28 protein-coding genes are annotated in these 26,398 nt (G+C 56.5%); 14 read left to right on the top strand and 14 right to left on the bottom strand.

Going from position 1 to position 26,398, the window contains the following annotated elements:
• Positions 1-25 precede the first annotated feature (25 nt).
• Positions 26-1,111: a histidinol-phosphate transaminase gene (gene hisC, locus QWY83_RS09155; protein WP_249945203.1), complete on the top strand. Its 1,086-nt coding sequence runs from the start codon at positions 26-28 to the stop codon at positions 1,109-1,111.
• Complete coding sequence (locus tag QWY83_RS09150) at positions 1,111-2,031, top strand: prephenate/arogenate dehydrogenase family protein (protein WP_249945204.1); 921 nt, start codon at positions 1,111-1,113, stop codon at positions 2,029-2,031. The genes hisC and QWY83_RS09150 overlap by 1 nt, the downstream gene beginning before the upstream one ends.
• Position 2,032: 1 nt before the next feature.
• Here the strand turns inward: QWY83_RS09150 and QWY83_RS09145 are convergent, their stop codons facing one another.
• A complete protein-coding gene (locus tag QWY83_RS09145; protein WP_249945205.1) occupies positions 2,033-2,980 on the bottom strand; it encodes a DUF2125 domain-containing protein in 948 nt (315 codons plus the stop codon).
• 46 nt (positions 2,981-3,026) lie between these two features.
• On the opposite strand from QWY83_RS09145, the gene QWY83_RS09140 reads away from it, so the two are divergent.
• The 3 genes from QWY83_RS09140 (at position 3,027) to QWY83_RS09130 (ending at position 6,459) form a co-directional block, all read left to right on the top strand.
• Positions 3,027-3,575, top strand: a complete 549-nt coding sequence (locus QWY83_RS09140) for a gamma-glutamylcyclotransferase (RefSeq protein WP_249945206.1) — start codon at positions 3,027-3,029, stop codon at positions 3,573-3,575.
• Positions 3,576-3,718: 143 nt separating this feature from the next.
• A complete protein-coding gene (locus QWY83_RS09135; protein ID WP_249945734.1) occupies positions 3,719-4,816 on the top strand; it encodes a biopolymer transporter ExbB in 1,098 nt (365 codons plus the stop codon).
• Positions 4,816-6,459, top strand: coding sequence for a peptidoglycan -binding protein (locus QWY83_RS09130; RefSeq protein ID WP_249945207.1), 1,644 nt, complete (start codon positions 4,816-4,818; stop codon positions 6,457-6,459). Before QWY83_RS09135 ends, QWY83_RS09130 begins: the two co-directional genes overlap by 1 nt.
• Here the strand turns inward: QWY83_RS09130 and QWY83_RS09125 are convergent.
• The 3 genes from QWY83_RS09125 to gloB form a co-directional block, all read right to left on the bottom strand.
• A complete protein-coding gene (locus QWY83_RS09125) occupies positions 6,446-7,402 on the bottom strand; it encodes a M23 family metallopeptidase (RefSeq protein WP_249945208.1) in 957 nt (318 codons plus the stop codon). The two genes, QWY83_RS09130 and QWY83_RS09125, sit on opposite strands and share 14 nt — an antisense overlap.
• Positions 7,402-9,729 (bottom strand): ATP-dependent Clp protease ATP-binding subunit ClpA, encoded by a 2,328-nt coding sequence (gene clpA / locus QWY83_RS09120; protein ID WP_249945209.1) that lies wholly within the window; start codon positions 9,727-9,729, stop codon positions 7,402-7,404. The genes QWY83_RS09125 and clpA overlap by 1 nt, the downstream gene beginning before the upstream one ends.
• 178 nt (positions 9,730-9,907) lie before the next feature.
• Entirely contained in the window at positions 9,908-10,675 is a 768-nt protein-coding gene (gene gloB, locus QWY83_RS09115; protein ID WP_249945210.1) for a hydroxyacylglutathione hydrolase, read from the bottom strand.
• Positions 10,676-10,738: 63 nt separating this feature from the next.
• On the opposite strand from gloB, the gene QWY83_RS09110 reads away from it, so the two are divergent.
• From QWY83_RS09110 to QWY83_RS09080, 7 genes are all read left to right on the top strand, one after another.
• Entirely contained in the window at positions 10,739-11,506 is a 768-nt protein-coding gene (locus tag QWY83_RS09110; protein ID WP_249945211.1) for a class I SAM-dependent methyltransferase, read from the top strand.
• Positions 11,507-11,806: 300 nt separating this feature from the next.
• Positions 11,807-12,367 carry a F0F1 ATP synthase subunit delta gene (locus QWY83_RS09105; protein WP_249945212.1) on the top strand — a complete coding sequence of 187 codons (561 nt, stop codon included), beginning with the start codon at positions 11,807-11,809 and terminating at the stop codon, positions 12,365-12,367.
• The gene (atpA, locus tag QWY83_RS09100; RefSeq protein WP_067551495.1) at positions 12,367-13,905 is read left to right on the top strand and encodes a F0F1 ATP synthase subunit alpha; all 1,539 of its coding nucleotides are present in this window, start codon (positions 12,367-12,369) and stop codon (positions 13,903-13,905) included. The genes QWY83_RS09105 and atpA overlap by 1 nt, the downstream gene beginning before the upstream one ends.
• A gap of 23 nt (positions 13,906-13,928) precedes the next feature.
• On the top strand, positions 13,929-14,798 hold the full coding sequence (locus QWY83_RS09095; protein WP_105234435.1) for a F0F1 ATP synthase subunit gamma: 870 nt from the start codon (positions 13,929-13,931) through the stop codon (positions 14,796-14,798).
• Positions 14,799-14,816: 18 nt separating this feature from the next.
• Entirely contained in the window at positions 14,817-16,241 is a 1,425-nt protein-coding gene (atpD, locus tag QWY83_RS09090) for a F0F1 ATP synthase subunit beta (RefSeq protein ID WP_105234436.1), read from the top strand.
• 11 nt (positions 16,242-16,252) lie between these two features.
• The gene (locus QWY83_RS09085; protein WP_067551489.1) at positions 16,253-16,681 is read left to right on the top strand and encodes a F0F1 ATP synthase subunit epsilon; all 429 of its coding nucleotides are present in this window, start codon (positions 16,253-16,255) and stop codon (positions 16,679-16,681) included.
• 121 nt (positions 16,682-16,802) lie between these two features.
• Positions 16,803-17,153, top strand: a complete 351-nt coding sequence (locus QWY83_RS09080; RefSeq protein WP_067551485.1) for an H-type lectin domain-containing protein — start codon at positions 16,803-16,805, stop codon at positions 17,151-17,153.
• 77 nt (positions 17,154-17,230) lie between these two features.
• On the opposite strand, the gene QWY83_RS09075 is transcribed toward QWY83_RS09080, so the two are convergent.
• From QWY83_RS09075 to QWY83_RS09035, 9 genes are all read right to left on the bottom strand, one after another.
• A complete protein-coding gene (locus tag QWY83_RS09075; protein ID WP_105234437.1) occupies positions 17,231-18,250 on the bottom strand; it encodes a ribose-phosphate pyrophosphokinase in 1,020 nt (339 codons plus the stop codon).
• 121 nt (positions 18,251-18,371) lie between these two features.
• Positions 18,372-19,421: a threonine aldolase family protein gene (locus tag QWY83_RS09070; protein WP_249945213.1), complete on the bottom strand. Its 1,050-nt coding sequence runs from the start codon at positions 19,419-19,421 to the stop codon at positions 18,372-18,374.
• On the bottom strand, positions 19,421-19,888 hold the full coding sequence (locus QWY83_RS09065) for a YcgN family cysteine cluster protein (RefSeq protein WP_249945214.1): 468 nt from the start codon (positions 19,886-19,888) through the stop codon (positions 19,421-19,423). The genes QWY83_RS09070 and QWY83_RS09065 overlap by 1 nt, the downstream gene beginning before the upstream one ends.
• Positions 19,881-20,819, bottom strand: coding sequence for a bifunctional riboflavin kinase/FAD synthetase (locus QWY83_RS09060; RefSeq protein ID WP_105234440.1), 939 nt, complete (start codon positions 20,817-20,819; stop codon positions 19,881-19,883). The genes QWY83_RS09065 and QWY83_RS09060 overlap by 8 nt, the downstream gene beginning before the upstream one ends.
• Before the next feature lie 37 nt (positions 20,820-20,856).
• Positions 20,857-21,300, bottom strand: a complete 444-nt coding sequence (locus QWY83_RS09055) for a MaoC family dehydratase (RefSeq protein WP_067551686.1) — start codon at positions 21,298-21,300, stop codon at positions 20,857-20,859.
• 93 nt (positions 21,301-21,393) lie between these two features.
• A complete protein-coding gene (locus QWY83_RS09050) occupies positions 21,394-22,266 on the bottom strand; it encodes a TIGR01459 family HAD-type hydrolase (RefSeq protein ID WP_249945215.1) in 873 nt (290 codons plus the stop codon).
• Positions 22,267-22,326: 60 nt separating this feature from the next.
• Positions 22,327-22,800 carry a GNAT family N-acetyltransferase gene (locus QWY83_RS09045; RefSeq protein ID WP_249945216.1) on the bottom strand — a complete coding sequence of 158 codons (474 nt, stop codon included), beginning with the start codon at positions 22,798-22,800 and terminating at the stop codon, positions 22,327-22,329.
• Between the two features lie 19 nt (positions 22,801-22,819).
• Entirely contained in the window at positions 22,820-23,158 is a 339-nt protein-coding gene (locus tag QWY83_RS09040) for a hypothetical protein (protein ID WP_249945217.1), read from the bottom strand.
• Positions 23,159-23,213: 55 nt separating this feature from the next.
• On the bottom strand, positions 23,214-24,134 hold the full coding sequence (locus tag QWY83_RS09035; protein WP_249945218.1) for a manganese-dependent inorganic pyrophosphatase: 921 nt from the start codon (positions 24,132-24,134) through the stop codon (positions 23,214-23,216).
• A 138-nt stretch (positions 24,135-24,272) separates the two neighbouring features.
• Here QWY83_RS09035 and QWY83_RS09030 point away from each other — a divergent pair, with 138 nt between their 5' ends.
• A complete protein-coding gene (locus QWY83_RS09030; RefSeq protein WP_249945219.1) occupies positions 24,273-24,935 on the top strand; it encodes a DUF2161 domain-containing phosphodiesterase in 663 nt (220 codons plus the stop codon).
• Here QWY83_RS09030 and QWY83_RS09025 read toward each other — a convergent pair.
• Positions 24,916-25,908, bottom strand: a complete 993-nt coding sequence (locus QWY83_RS09025; RefSeq protein ID WP_249945220.1) for a TraB/GumN family protein — start codon at positions 25,906-25,908, stop codon at positions 24,916-24,918. The genes QWY83_RS09030 and QWY83_RS09025 overlap by 20 nt on opposite strands.
• A gap of 174 nt (positions 25,909-26,082) precedes the next feature.
• Here QWY83_RS09025 and QWY83_RS09020 point away from each other — a divergent pair, with 174 nt between their 5' ends.
• On the top strand, positions 26,083-26,370 hold the full coding sequence (locus QWY83_RS09020) for a co-chaperone GroES (RefSeq protein ID WP_067551458.1): 288 nt from the start codon (positions 26,083-26,085) through the stop codon (positions 26,368-26,370).
• Positions 26,371-26,398 lie beyond the last annotated feature (28 nt).

Raw genomic sequence — 26,398 nt, 5'->3', positions numbered from 1 at the left:
AGGTCCGACAACCCGAGGGCAGAACATGACCAAGACGCCAAAACCGCAACCCGGCATCATGGATATCGCACTGTATGTCAGTGGCGAAAGCAAGGTCGCTGGTAAATCCGACGTGCTCAAGCTGTCGTCGAATGAAAACCCTTATGGGTTTTCCGACAAAGCGCGCGAGGCTTTTACCCGCAGCGTTCAGGACTTGCATCGGTACCCCTCGACCGACCACGCGAGCCTTCGGGCCGCGATTGGTGAGGTATATGGCCTCTCGCCCGATCAATTGATCTGCGGTGCGGGCTCGGACGAAGTGCTCCAGTTCATCGCGACCTGTTACGCGGGTGTTGGCGATGAGATCATCACCACCGAACACGGGTTTTCGATGTATCCGATCCTCGCCAAGATGGTCGGCGCTATCCCTGTTGAGGTCAAAGAAAACAACCGCCGTGTAGATGTGGACGCTATTCTGGCGGCTGTCACCGATCGCACTCGGATCGTTTTCGTCGCGAACCCTGCAAACCCGACAGGCACGATGCTGACCGAGGCAGAGCTTGTGCGGTTGATCGAAGGTCTGCCGTCCGATGTGCTGTTCGTTCACGATGGCGCTTACACTGAATTTGTGGATGGGTTCGATGGCGGCGCTGCGTTGGTGGATCAGTATCCGAACGTGATCATGACCCGCACATTCTCCAAGATTTACGGTCTAGGCGGTTTGCGGATCGGTTGGGCCTATGCGGCAAAGGACATCATTGATGTGCTTAACCGTGTGCGCCAGCCGTTCAACTTGTCCGAGACGCAGTTGACGACCGCAGAGGCCGCTGTGCGCGACGTCGCCTTTGTCGAACGTTGCCGGACCGAAAATGCGAAATGGCGCGGGTGGCTGTCCAATGCCCTGATCCAAATGGGTGTGCAGGTCGATGAGAGCTTTGCGAACTTCATTCTGGCGCGTTTTGCCTCCGAAGAAGAGGCCGCCGCTTGCGATGCCGCGCTCAAGGACGATGGGATTATCGTGCGCCGTGTGGGTGGCTATGGCCTACCGAACTGCCTGCGGATCACCGTCGGTGACGAGGCCGCATGCCGCCGCGTGGTGCATGTCATTGGCACATTCAAAGGGGTCCGCTGATGGCCACCTATAACCGTGTTGCGCTGATCGGGCTGGGCCTCATTGCGGGGTCGATGTCGCTGGCCATTCGCCGTGGGAAACTCGCGAATGAAATCGTGGGCTATGCACGCTCTGCCGAAACGCGTGACATCGCACGCGAAATCAATCTGGTCGACCGCGTTGTCGATACTGCCGAAGAAGCTGTCAAAGACGCTGATCTGGTTGTGTTGGCGGTGCCGATTGGTGCGATGGGTCCTGTGATGGCGGCGATTGCTCCGCACTTGAAACAGGGTGTGATGGTCACGGATGTGGGATCGGTGAAGAAATCCGTGTTCGACGCCGTTGTGCCGCATTTGCCCGAACATGCGCATTTCATCGGCTGTCACCCAATGGCGGGGACGGAACATTCCGGCCCGAGGTCTGGGTTTGCGACACTGTTCGACAATCGGTGGTGCCTCGTCGTGCCACCCGAGACTGTCGATCAGGGTCAACTGGATCGGTTGTGCGATTTCTGGAAGGGGATCGGCGCGAACATCGAAATCATGGACCCTGATCACCATGACCTGGTCTGCGCTGTGGTGTCTCACACCCCACACCTGATCGCCTACACGATGGTTGGCGTTGCCGATGATCTGCGTCGCGTCACCGACCAAGAGGTGATCAAGTTCTCTGCGGCGGGCTTTCGTGACTTCACCCGTATTGCAGCCTCTGACCCGACGATGTGGCGCGATGTGTTTCTAACGAACAAAGACGCGACCTTGGAAATTCTGGGGCGGTTCACCGAAGAATTGTTCGTCCTGCAGCGCGCTATTCGTCAGGGCGATGGTGATCTGCTGTTCGATTATTTCACACGCACCCGCGCGATCCGTCGCAGCATCATTGAGGCAGGTCAGGACACCGACGCCCCCGACTTTGGCCGCAAACCAACCAAAGCTGATTGAGTTAGCGTAGCTTTGGCGCGGGTCCCAACGGGAACGCGGCGAGGCGCATTTGCCCGTCCGCAAAGATCAGGGGAAGTGTAATGCTGCCATCGTCGCTCGCAAGACCCGATGCCATCGCCTGATACCCCATCAAGTTGGCAGGTTTGATCGCTCCGTTCGCAGCGAGCATCCGAAGAACGGTTTCCCAGCCTTTTAGGGTCACGTCCAACTGACCGCTTGGCGTTCCGTCAGGTAGAATGTCGATGAGCCCGTCGAAGGTCAGATCAATGTCACCCCATATGAGTTTGAGCGGCGCAAAGTCCATGCCTGCGATCATCGGGTCAGAGGTCGCGAACAGGGCAGGGGCGGGGTCGAATTTGACTGCCCCGTTGACGCTGAATAGGCTGACCATTTCGGGCAGTTGGTGCGTCGGGTCGATGGACTTCGTTACCTCAGCCATCAGAGTGACGTCCGTCATCGATAGGTCTAGATCGTAGACACCTTGGTCTGACGGAATGAGGTGGACCTCTATGGTGGCTGCCTTGGTATCGGGTTCCTCAATGACAACATTCGATCCGCTGAGGTCAAATCGTCCAAGGTCGCCATTTCGTGTGATCTGAACTGATCCCCCAATTGATAGATCGTCAGCGGAAACCTTGATCGTCCATGTAGGGCCCACGATTTGAACAGGGCCGAGTATTTCGATGCGGGCGCGGTTCGGGGCGTATGTGGGAATGCTCACCTCTGCGGACTCGGCGACGAGCGTGGTCAAATCATCGATTTGGCTCTCGTAGCCATCCACACGGGTGGTAAACCGCAGCGGTGAATTTTGCAGCGCCACGTCCTGAGCCTTTGACGAGGTGTCTGCCTGAATGGCCGACTGCACCAGCGACTGCAAACCAAACGATCCAGCGGCCCAATAGAGCCCGTAAACCACGACGCCTGTAATCGCCCAACCTTTGATCCGCATGACGCCCCCTTTTACCCGAACTGGTTTCGTGTTTAACCATGGGATCATGACAGGAAAAGAACATTCCCCGCTTTGGGTCTTTGGCTACGGCTCGCTTTTGTGGAACCCCGGTTTCGAACCCGAGGAGGCTATTCAGGCGCGATTGGACGGGTTTCATCGGTCGTTTTGTATGCTGTCCATTCACCATCGCGGCACCGTGGACGACCCGGGACTCGTTCTGGCTTTGGATCGTCAGGATGGTGCTGGCTGCACGGGTGTTGCGTTTCGAGTTGCCGATGCGGACCGCGAGGCCGTGATCACCGCGCTGCGCGAACGTGAATTGGTGTCGTCGGCCTATCTTGAGGCGGTGCTGCCGATTACGCTCCATGACGGGCGGATGGTTGAGGCGGTGACCTACATTATCGACCCAGATCACGAACAATACTGTCACCTGCCGCTCGAAACGCAGGCGCAAATGATCGGGCGTGCGGTCGGTGGGCGCGGACCAAATACCGAGTATCTTTTCAACACGGCGGCGCATCTGACCCAGATGGGCATTTGCGATGATGAAATGGCGTGGCTCGTCGGTCGCGTTAAGGCGATTATCGCAGACTGATCCCGTATATTTCATTTGGGAATTCAGTCTCAGGGCCTTATGGTTCCCTCAACAAACTAACGCGAGGAACCCAACCCGTGGCGGACATCAGGGAACCCGAGGCCGAGCCGTATTTTTCGCAACCAACGCGACAGATCACCATGATGTTGATCGCATTGGGGCTGATTGGCGCTGGCGTCTATGTGGCATTGTCCACGTTGCTGTCGATCTTTTGGTCAAACCCGTATTTGAACGGGCTGATCGGTGCTGTCTTTGTCTTGGGCGTTTTGTCGTGCTTTGGGCAGGTCGTTCAGCTCGTATCGTCCGTTGGGTGGATCAAACGCTTTGCTCGGGATCAGCAGGTTCAAGGCGCGCCTGCGCTTCTTGCACCTTTGGCGACATTGCTGCGGTCACGTGGTGCGCGGATGCAGCTGTCCAGTTCGTCGGCGCGGTCGATCTTGGACTCCGTTGCTAGCCGCATCGACGAAGACCGCGAGATCACGAAATATCTGGGCAATACGCTGATTTTCCTCGGCCTTCTGGGGACCTTCTATGGTCTAGCCACGACGGTTCCTGCGCTGGTCGAAACTATTCGTTCGTTGAATGCCGATGACGGTGCTGCGGGCGATATCTTTGCCAAACTGCAAACGGGCCTTGAGGCGCAGTTGGGCGGCATGGGCACAGCGTTTTCGTCCTCACTCCTCGGTTTGGCGGGGTCACTGATCGTTGGTCTGCTGGAGCTTTTTGCAGGACACGGCCAAAACCGTTTTTACCGCGACCTCGAAGAATGGATGTCCTCGATCACCCGTCTCGGATTTTCGAGCGGGGATGAGGGTTCCGCGATGGAGGGGAACCCCTACGGTGGCGTGCTCGACCAGATGGCAGATCAGATCGACACCCTCCGCGCGCTCTTTGAGCAGGCAGAAGCAGGCCGTGGCCAAACTGATGCTTATCTGGTGCGCCTGACCGAAGCCGTTGTGGGGCTGTCCCAGAAAATTGACGCGACCGATGTGCGGCCTGCATTGCAAGAGGCTGCTGAGGCGCAGATGCGGCTCGCGCAGAAGCTACAGGACAGCGGCGTTGACGGAATTGATGCAGAAAGCCGAATGCGGTTGCGGTCGATTGATGTTCAGCTTCTGAAAATCCTCGAAGAACTATCGTCGGGCCGTCAAGAAACAGTAGGCGAACTGCGCGGCGATCTCGCGAACATCACCCGCATGCTCCGCGCCACAAAACGCCCAACGGGTACGGGGCATAGCTAATGGCGATCAGTCGTCGCAGCACCAACCGTTTCAACGCATCGATCTGGCCGGGGTTTGTGGATGCGATGACGGGGCTTTTGTTGGTCCTGATGTTCGTCATCACCATTTTTATGGTGATCCAGTTTGTGCTGCGGGAAAAGATCACGGGACAGGAAACGCGGCTCGAGGAGCTTTCGTCAGAGATTGCATCTTTGACCGATGCGCTGGGCCTCGAACAATCGCGGTCGTCGCAGCTGGCTAGTCAGGTCGGGCAGTTGACCACGGACCTGTCGCAGGCCCAAGACGAACGTAAGGCCCAAGCGGCCCTGATTGCGTCGTTGACGGCAGAACGGGATCGGGTCACGGCCGAACTCGTCGATGCGCAAAGTCAGATCACTGGATTTGAAGCTCAGATTGCAGGTTTGCTGGCGGATCGCACCGATTTGCGGGATCAGGTCGCGGGGCTGGAAACCGAACAGGCGCGATTGATGTCCGAGGCTGAGGCGCTGAACCTCGCCCTCGCAACGGCGCGTTCAGAAATTGACGATGCTGCCGAGAGTGCGCGACTTGCGGCCGCCCGTCGTGAAGCGCTCGAAGCACTGATCGCGGACCTTGAGGCCAAACGTGATCAGGACGCGGCGACGATTGCCGAGTTGGAAACTGGCGGCGCGGCGCGTCAAGCGCAAGTGTCAGAGCTAGAAGCTGCGCGTTTGACAGATGCAGCCGCTTTGGAAGCATTGCGTGCGCGCCTCGCAGATGCAGACGCCGAAATTACAGCGATGACACTGGCCCTCGAACAGCAGCGCAAAGAGGCTGAGGACACTCTCACGCTCTTGGCCGCAGCAGAGGCCGCGCGGGATGTTTTGGCGGCTCAACAGACTGAGCAATTGACCGAAGCAGAGCGTCAGGCGGCGCTTCTGGCCGTTGCCCAGCAACGTTTGACCGAGGAAGAGGCGCTCTCAGCCGAAAGCCAGCGTCAGGTTGCGGCTCTGAATGCCAATGTTGCCGAATTACGCAGCCAAGTTGCCCACCTGCAAGGCCTGCTGGATTTGGCAGAGCAGGCGGATACCGAAGCGCAGGTCCAGATTACGAACCTTTCTGGGCGGCTCAATCAGGCGCTTGCCCGTGCCGCTGCGGAAAACGCGCGTCGTTTGGAGTTGGAAGAGGCCGAACGGGCGCGCCTAGAGGCAGAGACAAAAGAACTGGCCAACTATCGGTCGGAATTCTTTGGTCAGATGCGTCAAGTGCTGGCCGATCAGGATGGCGTGCGAATTGAGGGCGACCGTTTCGTCTTTGCCTCTGAGGTTCTGTTCCCTCCGGGCAGCGCGACGCTTTCGCCTTTGGGTCAGGCCGAGGTTGCTAAGGTCGCGACGCTTTTGCGGCAAGTATCTGATAATATTCCCGATAGCATCGATTGGATCATCCGCGTCGATGGGCACACCGATAATATACCTCTGTCGGGCTTGGGCGAATTCCGTGACAACTGGGAACTGTCCCAAGCACGGGCCTTGTCCGTGGTGCGGTTCATGTCGGAAAGCCAAGGCATTGATCCGACCCATTTGTCGGCCAATGGTTTTGGTGAATTTCAGCCTTTGAACACAGAAGACAGCGATGCAGCACGAGCGCAGAACCGTCGGATCGAATTGAAGCTCACCGAACGGTGACGTTGATCACTTGGCGGTCTAACTCGGTTCCGTCACGCTGCAAGGTGACCATTCCTGCGTAGTCGCCTGTGTCCCAACCTGACGCGGGCGCGCGTTTCCCGCTGGCACGAAAGACCATCGCTTGATCGCGGGTCAGTGCTTCGACGTGCTCGAAGATTGGGCCAGAGGGGCCGATGATTTCAAACGTCATTTCGTCACCAGATTGGACGCCGAACGAGAACCCCCAGAGGACGATATTGCCATATTTATCCAGCTCTACCACGCCTGCGGTGCCTGCCTTAATATCTGCATAGTCAGGCACGTTCGGGGCAAATCCTGTGCTGATCAATCCGCCTGCAGGTGTTGGCGGTTCGTCAATCCAGAGCGTGGTGTCTGACGGTCCGCAGGTGGCCTCATCGTTCGGATCGAAGGGGTCTACGACCTCTCCATTGTGGCGCACAGATAGGTGGACGTGCGGAAATTGGGTTTGGCCCGATAGTCCGACTTGGCCGAGAACCTGACCCATAGCCACCTGATCACCTGATCTCACAATGACGGACCCTTGGGCCATGTGGCAGTATTGGGTTTCCCACCCGTTGCCGTGGTCGATCACGACACCGTTGCCGCATTCCTTAGAGGACACGTCGGGCGCACCGGCATGCCCTTGCAGTATATCGACCATGTCATTGCGAATACCGCGCACCGTTCCAGGGGCAGCTGCGATCACGTTGACGCCTTGGGCTTGCATGGCGAGCGAGGGGAGGGCGAAGTCTGTTCCCTTGTGGCCGTCATAGGTTAGCGAACCACAGGCAAAGTCGGTAACGCCCGCAGACGGGTCATGGTCGACGAATTGTTGGATGTAACAGGTGTCCGAGAGATCGCAGTCAATCGGTAGCCCGAAAAGTGGGTCTCTCGCCGCGGCTGGTGCGGCGAGAGTGATTAGTATGAGTGCCCCCGCACGCATCAATCTGCGGTCAAGAGCGGTGGTTTGTTTCCTGTCAGGCGACCTTGCTGTGGTGGCTCGACTTCCAGTTCGAGTTTGTCGTCTTTGACCAAGACACGAACCACACCGCCTTTGGTGAGTTTGCCGAACAGCAATTCCTCGGCCAGCGGTTTTTTGATGTGTTCCTGAATGACACGGCCCAGCGGACGTGCACCCATTTTCGCATCGTAGCCTTTGTCGCCGAGCCACGCGGCGGCGGCCGGCGTGAGTTCGATGTGGACGTTGCGGTCCATGAGCTGCGCTTCGAGTTGCAGGACGAACTTTTCGACGACCTGCAAAATGACTTCCTTCGGCAGCGGCTGGAAAGGGATCACCGCGTCCAGACGGTTGCGGAATTCAGGCGTGAAGGTGCGTTCGATGGCCGCGGTGTCTTCGCCTTCGCGACGATCACGACCAAAGCCGATTGCTTCTTTCGCTTGCTCTGCAGCACCCGCGTTCGAGGTCATGATCAGGATCACGTTGCGGAAATCTGTCGTCCGACCGTTGTGGTCGGTCAGTTTCCCGTGGTCCATCACCTGCAGCAGGATGTTGTAAACGTCTGGGTGCGCTTTTTCGATTTCATCGAGAAGCAACACGCAGTGCGGGTTCTGGTCGATGCTATCGGTCAGCATACCGCCCTGATCAAACCCAACATAACCCGGAGGGGCACCAATCAGACGCGATACGGCATGCTTCTCCATATACTCGGACATGTCGAAACGGATGAGTTCGACGCCGAGCGTATCGGCAAGCTGTTTCGCAACCTCGGTTTTACCAACACCAGTCGGGCCCGCGAAGAGGTAGTTCCCGATGGGCTTTTCAGGTTCACGAAGACCCGCACGCGCCAGTTTGATCGCAGAGGACAGCGCTTCGATTGCGAGGTTCTGACCGAACACAACGCGCTTGAGCGATTTTTCCAGATCCTTGAGCGTCTCTGCATCGTCTTTGCTGACGTTCTTCGGTGGGATGCGTGCGATTTTTGCGACGACCGCTTCGATCTCTTTCACGCCGATGGTTTTACGGCGCTTGGATTCAGCGACCAGATGCTGAGCAGCACCAGCCTCGTCGATCACGTCGATAGCTTTATCGGGCAGTTTGCGGTCGTTGATATAACGGGCCGACAGTTCCACGGCGGATTTGATCGCGTCGTGGGTGTAGCGGATTTGGTGGTGATCTTCGAAGTAGGGCTTTAGACCCTGCAGGATTTTCACCGAGTCCTCGACCGATGGCTCGTTCACGTCAATTTTCTGGAAACGACGAGCAAGTGCGCGGTCTTTTTCGAAATGTTGGCGGAACTCTTTGTAGGTGGTCGACCCCATGCAGCGCAGCTTACCACCCTGCAATGCAGGTTTCAGCAAGTTGGACGCATCCATCGCACCGCCAGAGGTCGCACCCGCACCGATCACAGTGTGGATTTCGTCGATGAACAGAACGGCATCGTCGTGGTCTTCGAGTTCGGACACCACCGCCTTGAGACGCTCTTCGAAATCACCACGATAACGGGTTCCCGCGAGAAGGGCGCCCATATCGAGGCTGTAGATCGTCGTTTCAGACAGAACCTCGGGCACTTCGCCGTTTACGATCTTGCGGGCGAGGCCTTCGGCGATAGCGGTTTTACCAACGCCCGGATCACCAACGAGAAGCGGGTTGTTTTTACGGCGGCGGCAAAGCACCTGAATGCAGCGTTCAACCTCGTGATCGCGACCGATCAGCGGATCAACGTCCCCCTTCGCGGATTTCGCGTTCAGGTCCACGCAGTATTTGGCAAGAGCGGAGTCTTTCGCTTCGGCTGTTTCGGTTGCTGTCTCCGTTGTACGGTCTTCTTCGTCGTCAGCGCCCATGATTGGACGCGCCTCGCCAAAGGCGGGGTCTTTGGCAACACCGTGCGCGATAAAATTGACCGCGTCATAGCGGGTCATTTCCTGATCTTGGAGGAAATAGGCCGCGTTGGATTCGCGTTCCGCAAAGATCGCGACGAGGACGTTCGCACCTGTGACTTCTGTGCGACCCGACGACTGGACGTGGATCGCGGCGCGTTGGATCACACGCTGGAACGCAGCGGTGGGCACGGCTTCGGACCCATCGACTTCGGTGATCAGGGTCGACAGATCGTCGTCGATATATTCTTCGAGGTTTTTGCGCAGCTCATCGAGATCGACAGAGCACGCTTTCATGACGCGTGCGGCGTCGGGTTCATCGATCAGGGCCAGCAAAAGATGTTCGAGTGTAGCGAGTTCGTGGCGACGCGCATTGGCCAAAGCCAGCGCCGCATGGATGGACTGCTCTAGTGTGGTCGAAAAAGATGGCACGATGAGTGCTCCTTTCTTTCGGTGTCTCGCGGAACACGTTCCGTTCGACTGTGGCCTCATACCTTTAAAGTTTGGTTTTCTTGCCCAACCTTCAAGGACTTTCTTTCATATTCGCTTCACATTTCGCGTCATCGCCCTGTAACGGCGCGTCAGCGCGGAATGTTTTTGCACCAAACTATCAGAAATTATCCTTTCGGCGGCGAATTTCGGTGAATACGTCGAGGTCCGTTGCACCTTCCATGCCGAGTGCGGCTTTGAGGTCTGGATGGTCTGCGCGCAAATACGGGTTGGTCGCTTTTTCCAAGCTGAGGAGCGATGGAACGGTTGCTTCGTTTTTCGCGCGGGCCTCGGGTGTGGACTGAATGCGGGCCTGAACGGCTGGGGTGTTCGGATCAATGGTCGCCACGAATTTGGCATTCGATGCAGTGTATTCGTGGCCCGAACAGACGAGTGTACCGTCAGGCAGGGCGCGGAGGCGCTGCATGCTGTCCCACATTTGTGCAGGCGTTCCCTCGAACAGGCGACCACAGCCGAATGCCATCAGGCTATCAGCGCTGAAAAGATAGCCGCTTTGCGGGAAGTAAAACGCCACGTGTCCGATGGTGTGGCCATAGACGTCGATCACTGCGCAAGGTTCGCTGCAAATGGTGATTGTCTGACCATTCACCACAGATTGGTCGAGCTTGGGTAGTCGTGCCTCATCTGCGGCGGCGCCGATGATTTTGGGACTATACCGTGCGACAAGATCAGGAACGCCGTCCACGTGGTCCCAATGGTGGTGGGTTAGCAGTATGGTGCTGAGAGTTAGGCCATGTGCGTCGAGGTAGGATGCGATCGGTCCAGCCTCGGGTGCGTCGATCAGAGCGACCTCATTCGTCTCAGTGTTTCGGACCAGATAGGCATAGTTATCTGTCAAACAGGGCAAGGTAATGAGTTCAAGGGGCATGGCATTGTCACGATCTTCGGTTAAGCTTTGATAAAGAGACTAGCCCAAAGGCCACCGACCGCAATGCATCTCGACGTAATTGATCTGCGCAATTTCTATTATCGCAGCGCCTTGGGGCGGGCCGCACAAAAGGTCATCCGTGGTGAATTGACTGCGATGTGGCCCGAGGCGAAAGGTCAAACCGTTGCGGGCTTTGGCTTTGCTGCGCCGTTGTTGCGTCCTTACCTAGAAGATGCGCGTCGGGTTGTGGCGCTGATGCCGGGGCCGCAGGGCGTTATGCCTTGGCCTGCGGGACAGCCGAATGTCAGCGTCCTATGTGAAGAAATGATGTGGCCGTTTGAAAACGGCGTCGTTGATAAGCTTGTTTTGATGCACGGGCTGGAAACGTCAGAGAATCCGACGGCGGTTTTGGAGGAATGTTGGCGTGTTCTTGGACCCGGAGGGCGTGCTGTTTTTGTCGTGCCCAACCGTGCGGGGCTCTGGTCGCGATCGGACAAAACGCCGTTCGGTTATGGGCGTCCCTATTCGCTGAGCCAGCTTGAGGCCCAGCTCAGACAGCACAACTTCGTTGTCGAACGCACGTCGTCGGTTCTTTATCAGCCACCCTCGAAAAAGCGGATATGGCGCAAACTGGCGAATGTCCTTGAAGATCTGGGACATAAATTGCCGTTCATCGCTTCTGGTGGTGTGTTGATTGTCGAAGTTTCGAAACAAGTCTCTGCCCCCCGTCGACCGGGTCTGGGAGAGGCGGTGAAACGCCCACTTAAAATTCTCGAAGGGGTAGGGCGGCCTGTGCCCGAAGCGGGGCTATCAAATAGCCGTCCGACCTGACGATCACGAAAAAGAGATTCGATTCTCGGTTAAAATCGGACTTCGGTATACCGTCGCGTACAGATTTTTGACGAGAAAGGTTGCGCGAATGGTCGCACCTGTCACCTTGCGACGCTGTTCTTTCAGAGTATTGGCGCAAACAATCGATTTTGAGTGCGTCTAGGCGGTTGCGACAGTCATACCTGTCTGCTACATCCCCCGTGATTTTGGCGCCCCCGCTTCGACGAGGGCGGTTCAAGCTGCCTAAACTTCAGACCATCCCGGTATGACGTGAGGGCCAAAACTATCGGAAGGGTGGACGTGTCCGAACCAGCTTCGATCTCAACCGGCATCGCTTCGCGCTATGCATCTGCTGCTTTTGACCTTGCCAAAGAAGGTAAAGGTCTTGCGGCTCTTGAATCCGACATTGACGCACTGACGGCTGCACTCGAAGGTAGCTCTGATCTGCGCGCTCTGATTTCTTCGCCGGTCTACTCCCGCGAAGAGCAAGCGACTGCTATCGCAGCGCTCGCGAAAAAGATGGGCCTGTCGGAAATCGTAACCAACACTCTCGGCCTGCTGGCGCAAAAGCGCCGTCTGTTCGTTCTGCCGTTCGTCCTGAACGCGCTACGCGACCTGATGGCCGAAGAAAAAGGCGAAGTAACCGCCGAGGTTATCAGCGCAAAAGCGCTGACTAAAACTCAGTCCGATAAACTGGCAAAGTCACTCTCTGCCAATATCGGTAAAACTGTGAAAATTAATGCGGCCGTGGACGAGTCCCTCGTTGGCGGTCTTGTTGTTAAGGTGGGCTCGAAGATGATCGACACGTCGATCCGCTCCAAGCTCAGCGCTCTCCAGAACACCATGAAAGAGGTCGGATAATGGCGATCCAAGCTGCAGAAATTTCTGCGATCCTGAAGGACCAGATCAAAAACTTTGGCCAAGATGCCGAAGTGGCCGAAATCGGCCGTGTGCTCTCGGTCGGTGACGGTATCGCTCGCGTATACGGTCTGGACAATGTTCAGGCTGGTGAAATGGTCGAATTCCCGGGCGGTATCCGCGGGATGGCTCTGAACCTCGAAGCAGACAACGTTGGTGTTGTTATCTTCGGTTCCGACCGCGACATTAAAGAAGGTGACACTGTTAAGCGCACCAACTCGATCGTGGACGTTCCGGCTGGTGATGAACTGCTGGGTCGCGTTGTTGACGGTCTGGGTAACCCGATCGACGGCAAAGGTCCGATCAACGCTTCCAAGCGGTTGGTAGCTGACGTTAAAGCACCGGGCATCATTCCCCGTAAATCGGTTCACGAACCGATGGCAACCGGCCTGAAATCGGTTGACGCGATGATCCCGATTGGCCGTGGCCAGCGTGAGCTTATCATTGGCGACCGTCAGACTGGTAAAACCGCTGTTGCTCTTGACGCTATCCTGAACCAGAAGTCCTACAACGAAGCTGCTGGCGACGACGAGTCCAAGAAACTGTACTGCATCTACGTTGCAGTTGGTCAGAAGCGTTCGACTGTTGCTCAGCTCGTTCGTAAGCTCGAAGAAAACGGCGCGATGGAATACTCCATCGTTGTTGCTGCAACCGCGTCCGATCCGGCACCGATGCAGTTCCTTGCTCCCTACGCGGCAACCGCAATGGCAGAGCACTTCCGTGACAACGGCCGCCACGCACTGATCATCTACGATGACCTTTCGAAGCAGGCTGTTTCGTATCGTCAGATGTCGCTTCTGCTCCGCCGTCCGCCGGGCCGTGAAGCTTACCCGGGCGACGTTTTCTATCTCCACTCGCGTCTGCTGGAACGTTCGGCAAAGCTGAACGAAGACAATGGTTCGGGCTCGCTCACCGCGCTGCCGATCATTGAAACCCAGGGCGGCGACGTTTCGGCGTTTATTCCGACCAACGTGATCTCGATCACCGACGGTCAGATCTTCCTCGAAACCGAACTGTTCTATCAGGGTATCCGCCCAGCTGTGAACACCGGTCTTTCGGTTTCGCGCGTTGGTTCGTCCGCTCAGACCAAAGCAATGTCGTCTGTTGCTGGTCCGGTTAAACTGTCGCTCGCTCAGTACCGCGAGATGGCTGCATTCGCTCAGTTCGGTTCCGACCTTGATGCTGCAACCCAGCGTCTTCTGAACCGTGGTGCGCGTCTGACCGAGCTGATGAAACAGCCGCAGTACTCGCCGCTGACCAACGCGGAAATCGTTTGCATCATCTTCGCAGGCACCAACGGTTACCTCGACAAAGTCGACGTAAAAGAAGTTGGCCGCTACGAAGCAGCGCTCCTCGCATTCCTGCGCACCAAGCGTAAGGACATCTTGGACTGGATCGCGAACGACGACCCGAAGATCAAAGGCGCTGATGCTGACAAGCTGAAGGCTGCGCTGGACGAATTCGCCGCAGACTTCGCCTGATCACCGGATAAGGAGACAAGGCAGTGCCAAGTCTTAAGGACCTAAAAAACAGGATCGCGTCGGTCAAATCGACCCGCAAGATCACAAAGGCGATGCAGATGGTCGCGGCGGCAAAGCTCCGCCGTGCCCAGGACGCTGCTGAATCGGCTCGCCCGTACACTGAGCGTTTCAACGCTGTAGTGTCCGCGCTTGCTGCTTCGGCTGGTGGTTCGGATACTGCGCCGCTGCTGCTTCGTGGTACGGGCAGCGATCAAGTCCACATGCTTGTGGTCATGACTGCTGAACGTGGCCTCTGCGGCGGTTTCAACTCTTCGATCGTGAAGAAAGCCCGTCAGGCTGTTCGTGACCTTCAAGCCCAAGGCAAGACGGTCAAAATCCTGACAGTGGGCAAGAAGGGCCGTGAACAGCTTCGCCGTGATATGGGCGAGCTGATTGTGGATCACGTAGATCTCTCCGCTGTAAAGCGTATGGACTACGCGACTGCACAATCCATCGGCAAAGACCTTCTGAAGCGGTTCGAAGCCGGTGAATTCGACGTTGCGACGATCTTCTTTGCTCAATTCCAGTCCGTGATCGCTCAGGTCCCGACTGCGCAGCAGGTGATCCCAGCAAAGTTTGAAGCAACCGACGGTGCTGTGGCTGACTACGACTACGAACCTAGCGAAGAAGCAATCCTCGAAGACCTGCTGCCTGCCAGCGTGTCGACGGCGGTATTTGCGGCTCTGCTAGAAAACGCTGCATCCGAACAGGGTGCGCGGATGAGCGCGATGGACAACGCAACTCGCAACGCGGGCGATATGATCGACCGCTTGACCATCGAATTCAACCGTTCGCGTCAGGCCGTCATCACCAACGAACTGATCGAAATTATCTCGGGCGCGGAAGCGCTCTAAGAACCGGAGTAACGAAACATGGCAAACGCAAAAGGCAAAATCACGCAGGTGATTGGCGCCGTTGTGGACGTGCAGTTCGAAGATGCCCTGCCGGCGATCCTCAACGCACTCAACACCGAAAACAATGGCAAGAAGCTGGTTCTTGAAGTGGCCCAGCACCTTGGCGAAAACACCGTACGCACCATCGCTATGGACGCGACCGAAGGTCTCGTTCGTGGTCAGGCAGTGGTCGACACCGGCGCACCGATTTCGGTTCCGGTTGGTACCGCGACCCTCGGTCGTATTCTGAACGTTGTTGGCGAACCAGTTGACGAAAAGGGCCCAGTGAACGCGACGGAAACCCGTCCGATCCACGCTGAGGCACCGGAATTCAGCGACCAGTCGACCGAAACCGAAATCCTCGTAACCGGCATCAAGGTTATCGACCTTCTCGCACCTTACTCCAAAGGTGGTAAGATTGGTCTATTCGGCGGTGCGGGCGTTGGTAAAACCGTTCTCATCATGGAACTCATCAACAACATCGCAAAAGTGCACTCGGGCTACTCCGTGTTCGCAGGTGTTGGTGAACGTACCCGTGAAGGTAACGACCTTTACCACGAGATGATCGAATCTAACGTTATTAAGCCGGACAACCTCGAAGAGTCGCAAGTGGCTCTCGTGTACGGTCAGATGAACGAACCTCCGGGAGCACGTGCACGCGTTGCACTGACCGGTCTGACCCTTGCGGAACAGTTCCGTGACGCTTCGGGTACCGACGTTCTGTTCTTCGTGGACAACATCTTCCGCTTCACTCAGGCTGGTTCCGAAGTTTCGGCACTTCTGGGTCGTATCCCGTCCGCTGTGGGCTACCAGCCAACACTGGCAACCGACATGGGCGCGATGCAGGAACGCATTACCTCGACCAAGAACGGCTCGATTACATCGATCCAGGCTGTGTACGTACCTGCGGACGACCTTACCGACCCCGCACCGGCAACGACCTTTGCTCACTTGGACGCAACCACCGTTCTTAACCGCGCAATCTCGGAACTTGGTATTTACCCGGCAGTTGACCCGCTCGACTCGTCGTCGCGTATCCTTGACCCGCAGATCGTTGGTGAAGAGCACTACCAGGTTGCTCGCGACGTCCAGAACATCCTCCAGCGCTATAAGTCGCTGCAGGACATCATCGCCATCCTCGGCATGGACGAACTGTCGGAAGAAGACAAACTGACCGTTTCGCGCGCTCGTAAGATCCAGCGTTTCCTCTCGCAGCCGTTCGACGTTGCGAAAGTGTTCACTGGTTCGGACGGTGTTCAGGTTCCGCTGGAAGACACCATCTCGTCGTTCAAAGCAGTTGTGGCCGGTGAATACGACCACCTGCCGGAAGCTGCCTTCTACATGGTAGGCGGTATCGGCGAAGTTCTGGCAAAGGCCGAAAAACTGGCAGCTGAAGCTGCCTAAGGAGAGGCATAATGGCTGACACGCTCCAATTTGATCTCGTATCCCCTGAACGGAAGCTCGCTTCTGTTCAGGCCACCGAGGTCCAGATCCCGGCTGCTGAAGGCGCAATGACGGCGATGGCAGGTCACGCACCGACCATCACCACCCTGCGTCCAGGTATCCTGCGGGTCGTTCATGCGGGCGGCAGCGACGAATATGTCGTTTCCGGCGGCTTTGCCGAAATCGGTGCAGAGAGTGTTTCGGTTCTTGCTGAACGCGCCCTGCCCACCGCAGAAGTGACCCAAGAGATCTTCGCTGAGATGGTTGCGGAATACCGCGCAGCTCACGAGAAGGCTCTTGCGAACTTTAAGAACGAACCGGGTCCGGTTGATGATGCGGCTCACCTTCTGGCTGACATGGTCGCCGTTGGTACCCACATGGGTCTGTCGTATCAGGAATAATCCTGACCTATACGAATTAAGCTTCGAAATAGGCCCCTTTGGGGCCTATTTTCATATGAAAACCTCGTTTTTGACGAATTTCTCTGGTCTACGTTTTTTGGGACTTATAGCGTAACGGGTAATGAAGAAGCTTCAAAATCATCTTATTGGTGTGGATCAAGGCGAGGTTGTCTTGTTCTCGGACTTTGAAACCGACGGTCCAATGTGGTCGGGTGATGGTCACCGTAGTTTGCGGCGGGCTGTTACCTTTTCGTCGCCGTATCGTTCGTTGCCGATGGTTCAGTGCTGGTTATCGATGGTCGATATTTCGAACACCACCAATTGCCGCACCGATGTGCAGGCTGAGGACATCACCGAAACAGGTTTCGCTATTGTGTTTCAGACATGGGGCGATACGAAAATCGCTCGCGTCCGTGTGGCGTGGCAGTCGATTGGCGAGGTGCCACATGACGATGACTGGGACGTTGTCTAACTCATTTGTCATTGACCAAAGAAAAACCCCCGACGTTTCCGTTCGGGGGTTTCGTGTTTCTCGAGTTTCGATCCAGATTAGTTGGCGTTGTAGAGGCCTTCGTAGATCGGGATTAGGGTCTGGTCTTCGAACAGCGACGACACGGAGGTGCCGTTCCACGTGTTTAGGATCGCTTGAGCGAACATCGGCGCGGTTGGAACCACACGAATATTTGAGGCGTTCAGGATCGCGTCAGACGGCTGGATGGTATCGGTGATCACCAGCGATTTCATGACCGAGTTGGTGACACGTTCAACGGCTGGGCCAGACATCACACCGTGCGAGATGTACGCGTGCACTTCGGAGGCGCCTGCTTCCATCAGGTGTTCAGCGGCTTTGCAGAGCGTGCCTGCGGTGTCGCAAAGGTCGTCCACGATGATACATTTTTTGCCTTCGACGTTACCGATGACGGTCATCTCAGCGACTTCGCCAGCTTTCTCGCGGCGTTTGTCGACGATCGACAGCGGAGCGTTGATGCGTTTGGCAAGCTCACGTGCGCGAGCGACACCACCAACGTCAGGCGAAACGACCATGATGTCGTCCATGTCGCCTTTGAAGTGGTGTTTGATGTCCAGCGCAAAGATTGGTGCGGCGTAGAGGTTGTCTACCGGCATATCAAAGAAACCTTGGATCTGCGTTGCGTGCAGGTCCATGGTCAGAACGCGGTCAACGCCCGCTTCGGCGATGAGGTTCGCAACCAGTTTCGCGCTGATCGGCGTGCGTGCCTTGGTGCGGCGGTCCTGACGAGCGTAACCGAAGTAGGGGATAACTGCGGTGATGCGACCAGCCGACGAACGCTTCAGCGCGTCGGTGATGATCAGCAGCTCCATCAGGTTGTCGTTGGCAGGGTTCGACGTCGGCTGAATGACGAACATATCTTCGCCACGGACGTTTTCGAAAACTTCGACAAAGATTTCGCCGTCGTTGAAACGCTCTACACGAGCATCAACAAGGTTAACATTCATGCCTCGGTGCATCGACATGCGACGGGCAATGGATTGAGCGAGCGGTTTGTTGGCGTTCCCCGAAATCAGTTTCGGTTCAGTGATCGACGGCATGTGGCAGAGTCCCAGGCTGTTGTCCGTGTGTGACGGAATCGTGACGCAGGGACCGCGTAGCACACGGAACCGTTAAGGCAAAGTTTTACCATGCCTTAATACGCTTTTGCCGCAGGATTTCTTAGTTGAGGGCGTTGAGGAACGCCTCAATATCCTGCTCTGTCGTCGACCAACTGGCAACCAATCGCGCAGTGAGGGTTTCGTCGGCGGGGCCTTCAAGGTTCTGGTTGAACGGCCAGAAATAGTAGTTGGCCCCAGCGGCAAATGCCTTTTGATGCGCGCCGCGTGGGAAACCCGCAAACACCATGTTCGCATCGGTCGGGTGCAAGAGCGTCGCGCCGTTGATCTTTTGGATGCCAGCGGACAGTAATTGTCCCATTGCGTTCGCATGGGTCGCGAGGTCGCGCCACAGATCGTCGGTTAGATAGGCATCCATTTGGGCGGACAGATAGCGGTGCTTGGAAAACAGATGGCCGCCGCGCTTTCGGCGCAGTTCAAATTCCCAAGCGAGTTTTGGATCAAAGATCACGACCGCTTCGACACCCATGAGGCCGTTCTTGGTGCCGCCGAACGAAAGGATATCAATGCCCGCTTTCCACGTCATTTCTGCAGGGGTGACGCCGCTTGCGACGATGGCGTTGGCGAAACGTGCGCCGTCCATGTGGCAGGGGAGGCCGTAATCTCGTGCGATAGCGGTCAACTCTGCGACCTCAGCAACGGAATAGACCGCGCCCTTCTCAGTGACGTTGGTAATCGACACGACGCCCCGTTGGAGGTTGTGAACCCCACCACGGCCTGTGAATTCGATCGCGTTGCGAAGAGCTTCGGGCGACATTTTAGCGTCTTTGCCCTCGACGAGGCAGAGTTTGCCGCCGCCGATGTAAAACTCTGGCGCGCCGCATTCGTCTTCTTCGATGTGGGAGCTGCGATGGCAGAATACGCTCTGCCACGGCTCGGTGATCAGGGCGAGGCCCAGTGCATTGGCGGCAGATCCCGTTGCGACAAGGTATACGGCGGCCTCGGGAGCCTCAAACAGATCACGGATTTTTTGACGAACCGTCTCCATGATCGGGTCGCTGCCATATGACGACACATAGCCTGTGTTTGCTACCGTTAGGGCTTCCATCACTTTAGGATGAACGGGGCTCGTATTGTCAGAGGCAAAAAACATTAGATCGGTTCCTCGATGATGTGGTCTTCCCAGTCTTCGTCGGCGATATCGAATTCAGAGAGCGTGCGGTACTGCATCGAAACGGCTGCTAGATGCACGGTTTCCGAATTACCCGAGATCAGCGGATGCCAGTCGTAGAGCGGACGCTTTTCATGAACCAGACGGTAAGCGCAGGTTTGCGGGAGCCAGTATAGGTTATCCAAAATCGTCTTGGGCGTCAGCACGATACATTCGGGCACGAACTGATGGCGGATGTCGTATTGGCTGCACAAGCAAGTCGCGTCGTCCAAAAGGCGGCAGGCCACGTTGGTCAGCGCGACTTCACCCGTATCTTCGTCCTCAAGCTTGTTCAGGCAGCATTTCCCGCAGCCATCGCAAAGCGCTTCCCATTCCTGACGGTTCATCTTCACCATCGGAACGGTTTTCCAGTAGTTCGGGCGCAAACCGCTGCGGTCGATGTCAGACATCTTTGAGGATCTTTCGGGCTGTATCGCAGTCATTCGCCATCTGAACGATGAGCGCATCGAGGCTGTCGAATTTCAGTTCGGGACGCAGATAATCCACAAGCGCGACCGAAAGCGGCGTGCCGTAGAGGTCGCCTTTGAAATCAAAAAGGAAGGTTTCGATGTTCGGCACATTGTCTTCGCCAAACATGGGGCGGACACCGATCGAAGCGGCGCCGTCGTAACTGCCTGCGTGCGGTCCTTCGAGGACGTCGACCTTTACCGCGTAAACACCCAGTTTCGGCTGGTGAAGGTTCGTGATGGACATATTCGCCGTCGGGTAGCCAAGGTCACGACCACGCTGGTCGCCACGGATCACGGGGCCTTCGATGCGGTGCCAATGGCCCAGCATACGTGCAGCGTCACGAGGACGGCCATCGGACAGGGCATTGCGGATATTCGTGGAGGAGACTTCCTCTTCAAACGTCAAAAGCGGGGTGACGGTCACGCCGAACCCAAGCTCTTCACCAAGTGATTTCAGCGTTTCCACATCGCCAGCCCGTTTCGCGCCGAAACAGAAATCAGCCCCAACGACGACATGCACGAGGCCGAGGCGCTGAACGATGATCGTCTCTGCGAATTCGCGAGGGGTGAATTGGGCGAGGGCGGCATTAAACGGCACGTCGTAGAGTTTTTGGACACCCAGTTTGCGCAGGCGATGAGCCTTGGCTTCGGCATTCATCAAACGGAACGGCGGTGCATCGGGGGCAAAGAACTGACGCGGATGCGGTTCGAACGTCATCACGCCGAGAGGTGCGCCCAGATCAAACGCCGCCTTACGGGTCAAATCAATGACTGCCTGATGGCCCAAATGGACGCCGTCGAAATTCCCGATGGCCGCAGCCGCGCCACGATCATTGGGGTCTAGGAATAAGGTGTCTCGAATAATGCGCATAGGCGATGCGTAGCCGCCCAAGCCGACGCATGCAAGATCAGTCGAACTTCCGCGACGGTGCGAGAACGGTTGCTTCGCCGATCAGTACCTTTTTGCCGTTGACGAGGCAGCGCGTTTCCATGGTCACGCGACGTTTGGAATGGTCGATGTTTGTGACCTCAACCTCCGCCAAAACCATATCGCCAGGGCGGACAGGGGCGAGGAATTTCAGCGATTGACCTAGATAGACCGTGCCGTGACCCGGTAGCTGTTCGCCAATTACCGCAGAGATCAGCCCAGCGGTGAGCATCCCATGCGCGATACGACCTTCAAAGATCGTGTCTTGGGCATAGTCGTCATCAAGGTGCACAGGGTTACGGTCCGTTGAGACTTCAGCGAACATTTCGATGTCGCGGTCTGTCACGACCTTACGCAAAGACCGGATCATACCGATTTCGATATCTTCGATACAGATCGTACCGCGGGGGAAGTTATCCAGCATACTCGGCTCCATTGCGTAACAAATGGTCCCTTTTGGGTTATCACTTGAAACTTTATTACTTTGCAACCGCAGAAAAAACAACCCCCTATTGTGCTAGCGCAAAAAGCCTATGGCGTAGGTTGGAGACTGTTTTTCCTTTTGCAGGTAGGCGTTTAGCAATTCTGCGTCGGGTTGGACTTTGGTCGCAGTCTCTTCCGCAGCGAGGCCACCCGTGATGAAAAGGGAATCATACCCTTCGCCTTCGGCACCCAAAATGTCCGTCTTAATACCGTCGCCAATGCATAGGATGCGGGCCTCGTCAGCGTTCATGTCCAGTTGCGCCAAACGGCGGCGGGCAAGGTCATAGATCGGCGGGTGAGGTTTACCGAAATAGAGGCTCTCACCGCCCATTTCAGTGTAGAGTTTCGCCAAAGCCCCCGCGCAGTATTCACGGGTTTCGCCGCGGTCGATCACAATGTCAGGGTTTGCGCAGAGCATCTTCATCCCTTTTTCGCGGGCAAAGAGGAACTCTGGGCGCATCACGTCAGGCTCTGCATGAGGGTCGAAGGGGCCGCAGTTTACGATGCCTTCGGCCTCTTCGAGGGGGACGCGGGTAATCTCTAGCGGGTTTTCGACGACCTTGATCGGTTCGAAAAAGCTGTCGTCATGTGCTTCGCCGATGAAATAGACCTTTTGGCCCACGGCACCTGTAAACAAGGCCACGCGTGCAGCGTCACCCGAGGTTGCGATGGCATCAAAGCTGTCTTCGGGAATGCCAAAGCGGTTCATCTGCTTTGCGACCAGATCCCAAGCCCGCGGCGCGTTGGTCACGAAAATCACCTTGCCGCCTGTTTTGCGGTAGTCCTGCATCGCTTTGACCGCAGCGGGGAAAGATGTGAGGCCGTTGTGCATGCAGCCCCAGAGATCCACAAACAGGGCGTCATATTGATCAGCGATTTCGGCGAAGTTTTCAATAATTTGGGTCATGGGCTGCTCTTCTATTCGGTTAAGGCCTGAGTATAGCCCGCCCGTGTAAAAGAAAAGCGTCTAGCCAAAGGCGGCAGGATACTTCAGGTCCAGTGATTTCGCTTTGGCGGGGCCAGCGACCATTGTGTATTCGACGGGGTAGGGCGAGGTGAGCCCATCTGGCGCAGGCGTGAAACCACAGCGCGAATAGAACGACGGGTCGCCAAGAACGACCAAGGTTTGTCCAGATAAACGCGCCCATTCCGCGATCATTCCGACCATGCGACGGCCATAACCGTTGCGCTGTAGATCGGGGTGGATGGCAACCGGCGCGAGGCAGAGCCAACCTTTGGGCGCGATCATCTGCGATAGAGCGAGGTAGCCAACGATCCCTTGTTCGGAAGGCAGCACCATTTCCCCTGCGATCGCGCGGGACTTGCGCAGCTTTTCAACCAGACGCGCCTCGTCAGGTTGGCCGAAAGCATCGGTCAGAAGGGCCGTAACGGCGGCCTCTTCACCACGTTGCATTTCACGCAGGAAACTAGGTGAAATCATTGCGGGTCGTCCAAAACGCTCAAGCAAACGCGATTTCCGTAAGTACTGCGAGCAAAATACCTGTCCCAACATTGGCGCTTATTAGTTCTATGATCCCAAGCCCCGCCATCAAAAGCAACTTTACGATGAAGCCTTTCATGACGTTATGGCGAAGAGGGGTCGGCGGTAAGTTTCTTAGAACATAGGTCAGGATCGAGAAGCCAACCATTAATACGCCAGCGCGCCGCGCCATGACGAGTGCTGAGTCATCGGAAGGCAGTCCAAAAAGAGTGCAAAACAACGATGGCGCAAAGACCAATCCAACGGCGAGTACGGCAAATAAGAGGCAGCCAGCAATCATTAAATTCTTAAATGTCATAAGTGACTCCGAACTCATTAAAGTAAAAAGGGCGCCGAAGCGCCCTTGGACTGGATCAGACTTTAAGGCTCGGAATGATCTGTTTTTTGCGGGACATAACGCCCGGAAGAACGACGGTATCGCCTTCGACGGTGCAATCGAACGATGCTTCAGCAATCTTTTTGACCAGATCGTTGGGAACGAGCAGGGTCGCTTCTTCGTTCAGGATGTCGATGACGAAGAGGAGAACCTGATCCGCGCCGTCTTCTTTGGCGACGTCAACCATCGATGCCATCAGGCTTGCCTTGCGGTCGAGGATGATCTTCGGTGCGGTGGTTTCCAGAACAGAGACGCGCAGTTCGGTGCCGTCGACATTGTATTCCTTCGAGTCCATGCGCAGCAGTTCAGCGTCAGAGAAGGACGACACGTCAGATTTGGCTTCGAACAGTTCAGACGCGTAAGCGCTGATGTCGATGTTGAGTTCAGCCGCCAGTTTCTCGGCCAGTGCTTTGTCCACGTCCGTCGTGGTTGGGCTGCGGAATTCCAGCGTGTCGGATAGGATGCACGACAGCATCGCGCCCTTGATGTTGTCCGGCATTTTTTCTGCGTCGTCGCCCATCAGGTCATACATGATGGTCGCGGTGCAGGCGAGCGGACGGATGGTGATGTCGATCGGGCCTTTGGTTTCCAGACCGCCGACCAGTTTATGGTGGTCGATGATCGCGGTGATGTCCGCGTCATTGATCGCATCAGGCAGCTCGGCTGGGTTGTTGGTGTCAACGATGACAACCTTTTGGCCTGCTTCGACGGTCGAGATGATCTCGGGTTTTGCAAAGCCCCATTTTTCGATCACAAAGGCGGCTTCGGTATTGGGTTCGCCCAGCAGAACGGGCTTTGCGTCGATGCCTTTGACTTCGTTCAGATACCAAGCCCAAACGATGGGCGATCCAGTGGAGTCGGTGTCAGGAGATTTGTGGCCGAAAACAAGCGTGGTCATAGAGGTCTGCCTCATGTGCGATATCAATTCGCGGGCCTTATATGATCGGGCAGCGTTGTTGTCACCACTTCGCGCCGTGCTGCGACCAAAGGCCATGCCGCAATTGCGCAGTCGAGTTGCGCAAGGTAGGTCTGAGCCATGGCTAGGATTTCCGAAACTGATCTCTATGCGCCCGTGAAGGCGCTGCTGGAACGGCAGGGCTACGTCGTGAAGGCCGAGGTCGGTGCGGTCGATGTGGTGGGACGTCGTGGTGACGAACCACCTGTCATCGTAGAGCTAAAGACTAGCTTTTCGCTCACGCTTTTGCAGCAGGCTGTCGCGCGTCTGGCCATTACGGACAATGTCTATGTTTGTGTGCCACGGCAAAGCGGGCGGGCGAGTTGGAAGGCGTTGCAGGCCAATGTGAAACTCTGTCGGCGGCTTGGGATTGGCGTCATTACGGTTCGCCTCTCGGACGGGTTTACGGAAACTCTGGCCGATCCTGGTCCCTATACCCCGCGCAAGTCACCGAACAAGGCGAAGGCTTTGCTGCGCGAATTTGATCGACTGAGGGGCGATCCGAACGTCGGCGGTGCCACACGGCAGGGGATCGTGACGGGCTACAGGCAGGATGCGATTGCCTGTGCGGAATTCCTAGCCAGTGAAGGGCTGAGTAAAGGGGCGGTGGTCGCCAAAGCAACAGGTGTCAAAACCGCGACCCGTCTGATGGCCGACAACCACTACGGTTGGTTCGAACGAGTGGCTGTCGGCATTTACGGATTAACCGAGGTCGGTCAGGAGGCTATTCGTCCAGCCGAGTGATCGTCCAGCCGTTCTGGGCCATCAAATTCAACACGCCATTGTCGCCCGAAAGGTGCGCGGCACCGAACACCGCGACAACGGGACCTTCGGCTGCTGCGGTTTCAAGGTTGTCGATCCAGTTCATGTTCCGACCGTCAAGGAGGCCTTCGGCGAAATCGTCGAACACCTTGTTCGCGTGGGGTAGATCGACGTTCGGAACAAGGGTGAGCGCGGCCCGCGATAGGTCCCACACGCGGGCAACGTCACCCGCGAAATAGGCATCGAACGTGGATGCAAAAAGCGCGCTCTCGATATCTGGCGGTAAGAGCGACATCTCGAGCATGTCGATCTGGGCGTCGATCGGATCGTCGTAAAGGATACGCAACGAGTCGCGCCAGTCCTCTAGCGCGCGTGTTTCAACGCCTAGCGAAGCAGCGTCCTCCATCACCATCGCGTCCAATCCCGTCAGCCCTGCCTGAATGTCGGGCATGGCGCAGGGCGGAGTTCCGAGCGCGGCGACCAGATACCACGGCTGAAAACGTGCGGTCATCGGTGAGGGTAGCCCACGGGCGCGGCCTGCCTCAGCAAGGAGTTCCCATGACGCGTCGTCGATCATGCCGATCAGCGTTTGCCCTTCGGGCAGGAGGATCAACGCTGGGTCAGCGAGCAGCTCGCGCTGCATTTCTTGCAACTGTTCGGTCGTCTGTTCGACTAGCAAAATATCGGCGCCGTCTAGTGCCTCGCGGGCTTTATACCTGAGCGGCAAGAGGCGCGGGTCGTAGATGTGCAAGCTGCCAAAGAAGGTGATCTGATCGCCGTCTCGATCAGCCCGCCATATCAGGCCTTTACCGTTCAAGGTGGCGTCCGACGTGCGCTCTACCTCAGCCAAAACGTCTGCGGGTAAATAGGCCTCAATAGATGCGCCCGAACAGAGTGCCAAAGATGCGGTGGGAAAAACTGAGGAAACGAAAAGAACGGTGAGGGTCGCGCGCATCATGGCTCCTGTTTGTCGTAATTTAACTTATGCCGTTCAAGCAGGGGAGGCGATACAAAAAATCCTCTACACCACTGTTGACACCCCTACGACAGGTTCCTAACTATGCGTCGTTAGCACTCGACATGAGTGAGTGCTAACACAGGATTTAACGATAGCTGAGGAGCTACAAAAATGGCTTTTAAACCGCTGCATGACCGCGTTCTGGTCCGCCGTGTCGAGAGCGACGAAAAAACCAAGGGTGGTCTGATCATCCCTGATAGCGCCAAAGAAAAACCGGCTGAAGGCGAAGTAGTTGCTTGCGGCGAAGGTGCACGTAAGGACTCCGGCGAACTGATCGCAATGGCTGTTAAAGCTGGCGATCGCGTTCTCTTCGGTAAATGGTCTGGCACTGAAGTCACCGTAGACGGCGAAGAGCTGCTCATCATGAAAGAAGGCGACATTCTCGGCATCATCGCCTGAGATCGTACCTTTCCCTGAAACTATTTTA

The sequence above is a fragment of the Marivivens donghaensis genome, from assembly GCF_030410045.1.
Taxonomy (GTDB): Bacteria; Pseudomonadota; Alphaproteobacteria; order Rhodobacterales; family Rhodobacteraceae; genus Marivivens; species Marivivens donghaensis.
This window is presented reverse-complemented; position numbering and strand designations above follow the sequence as displayed.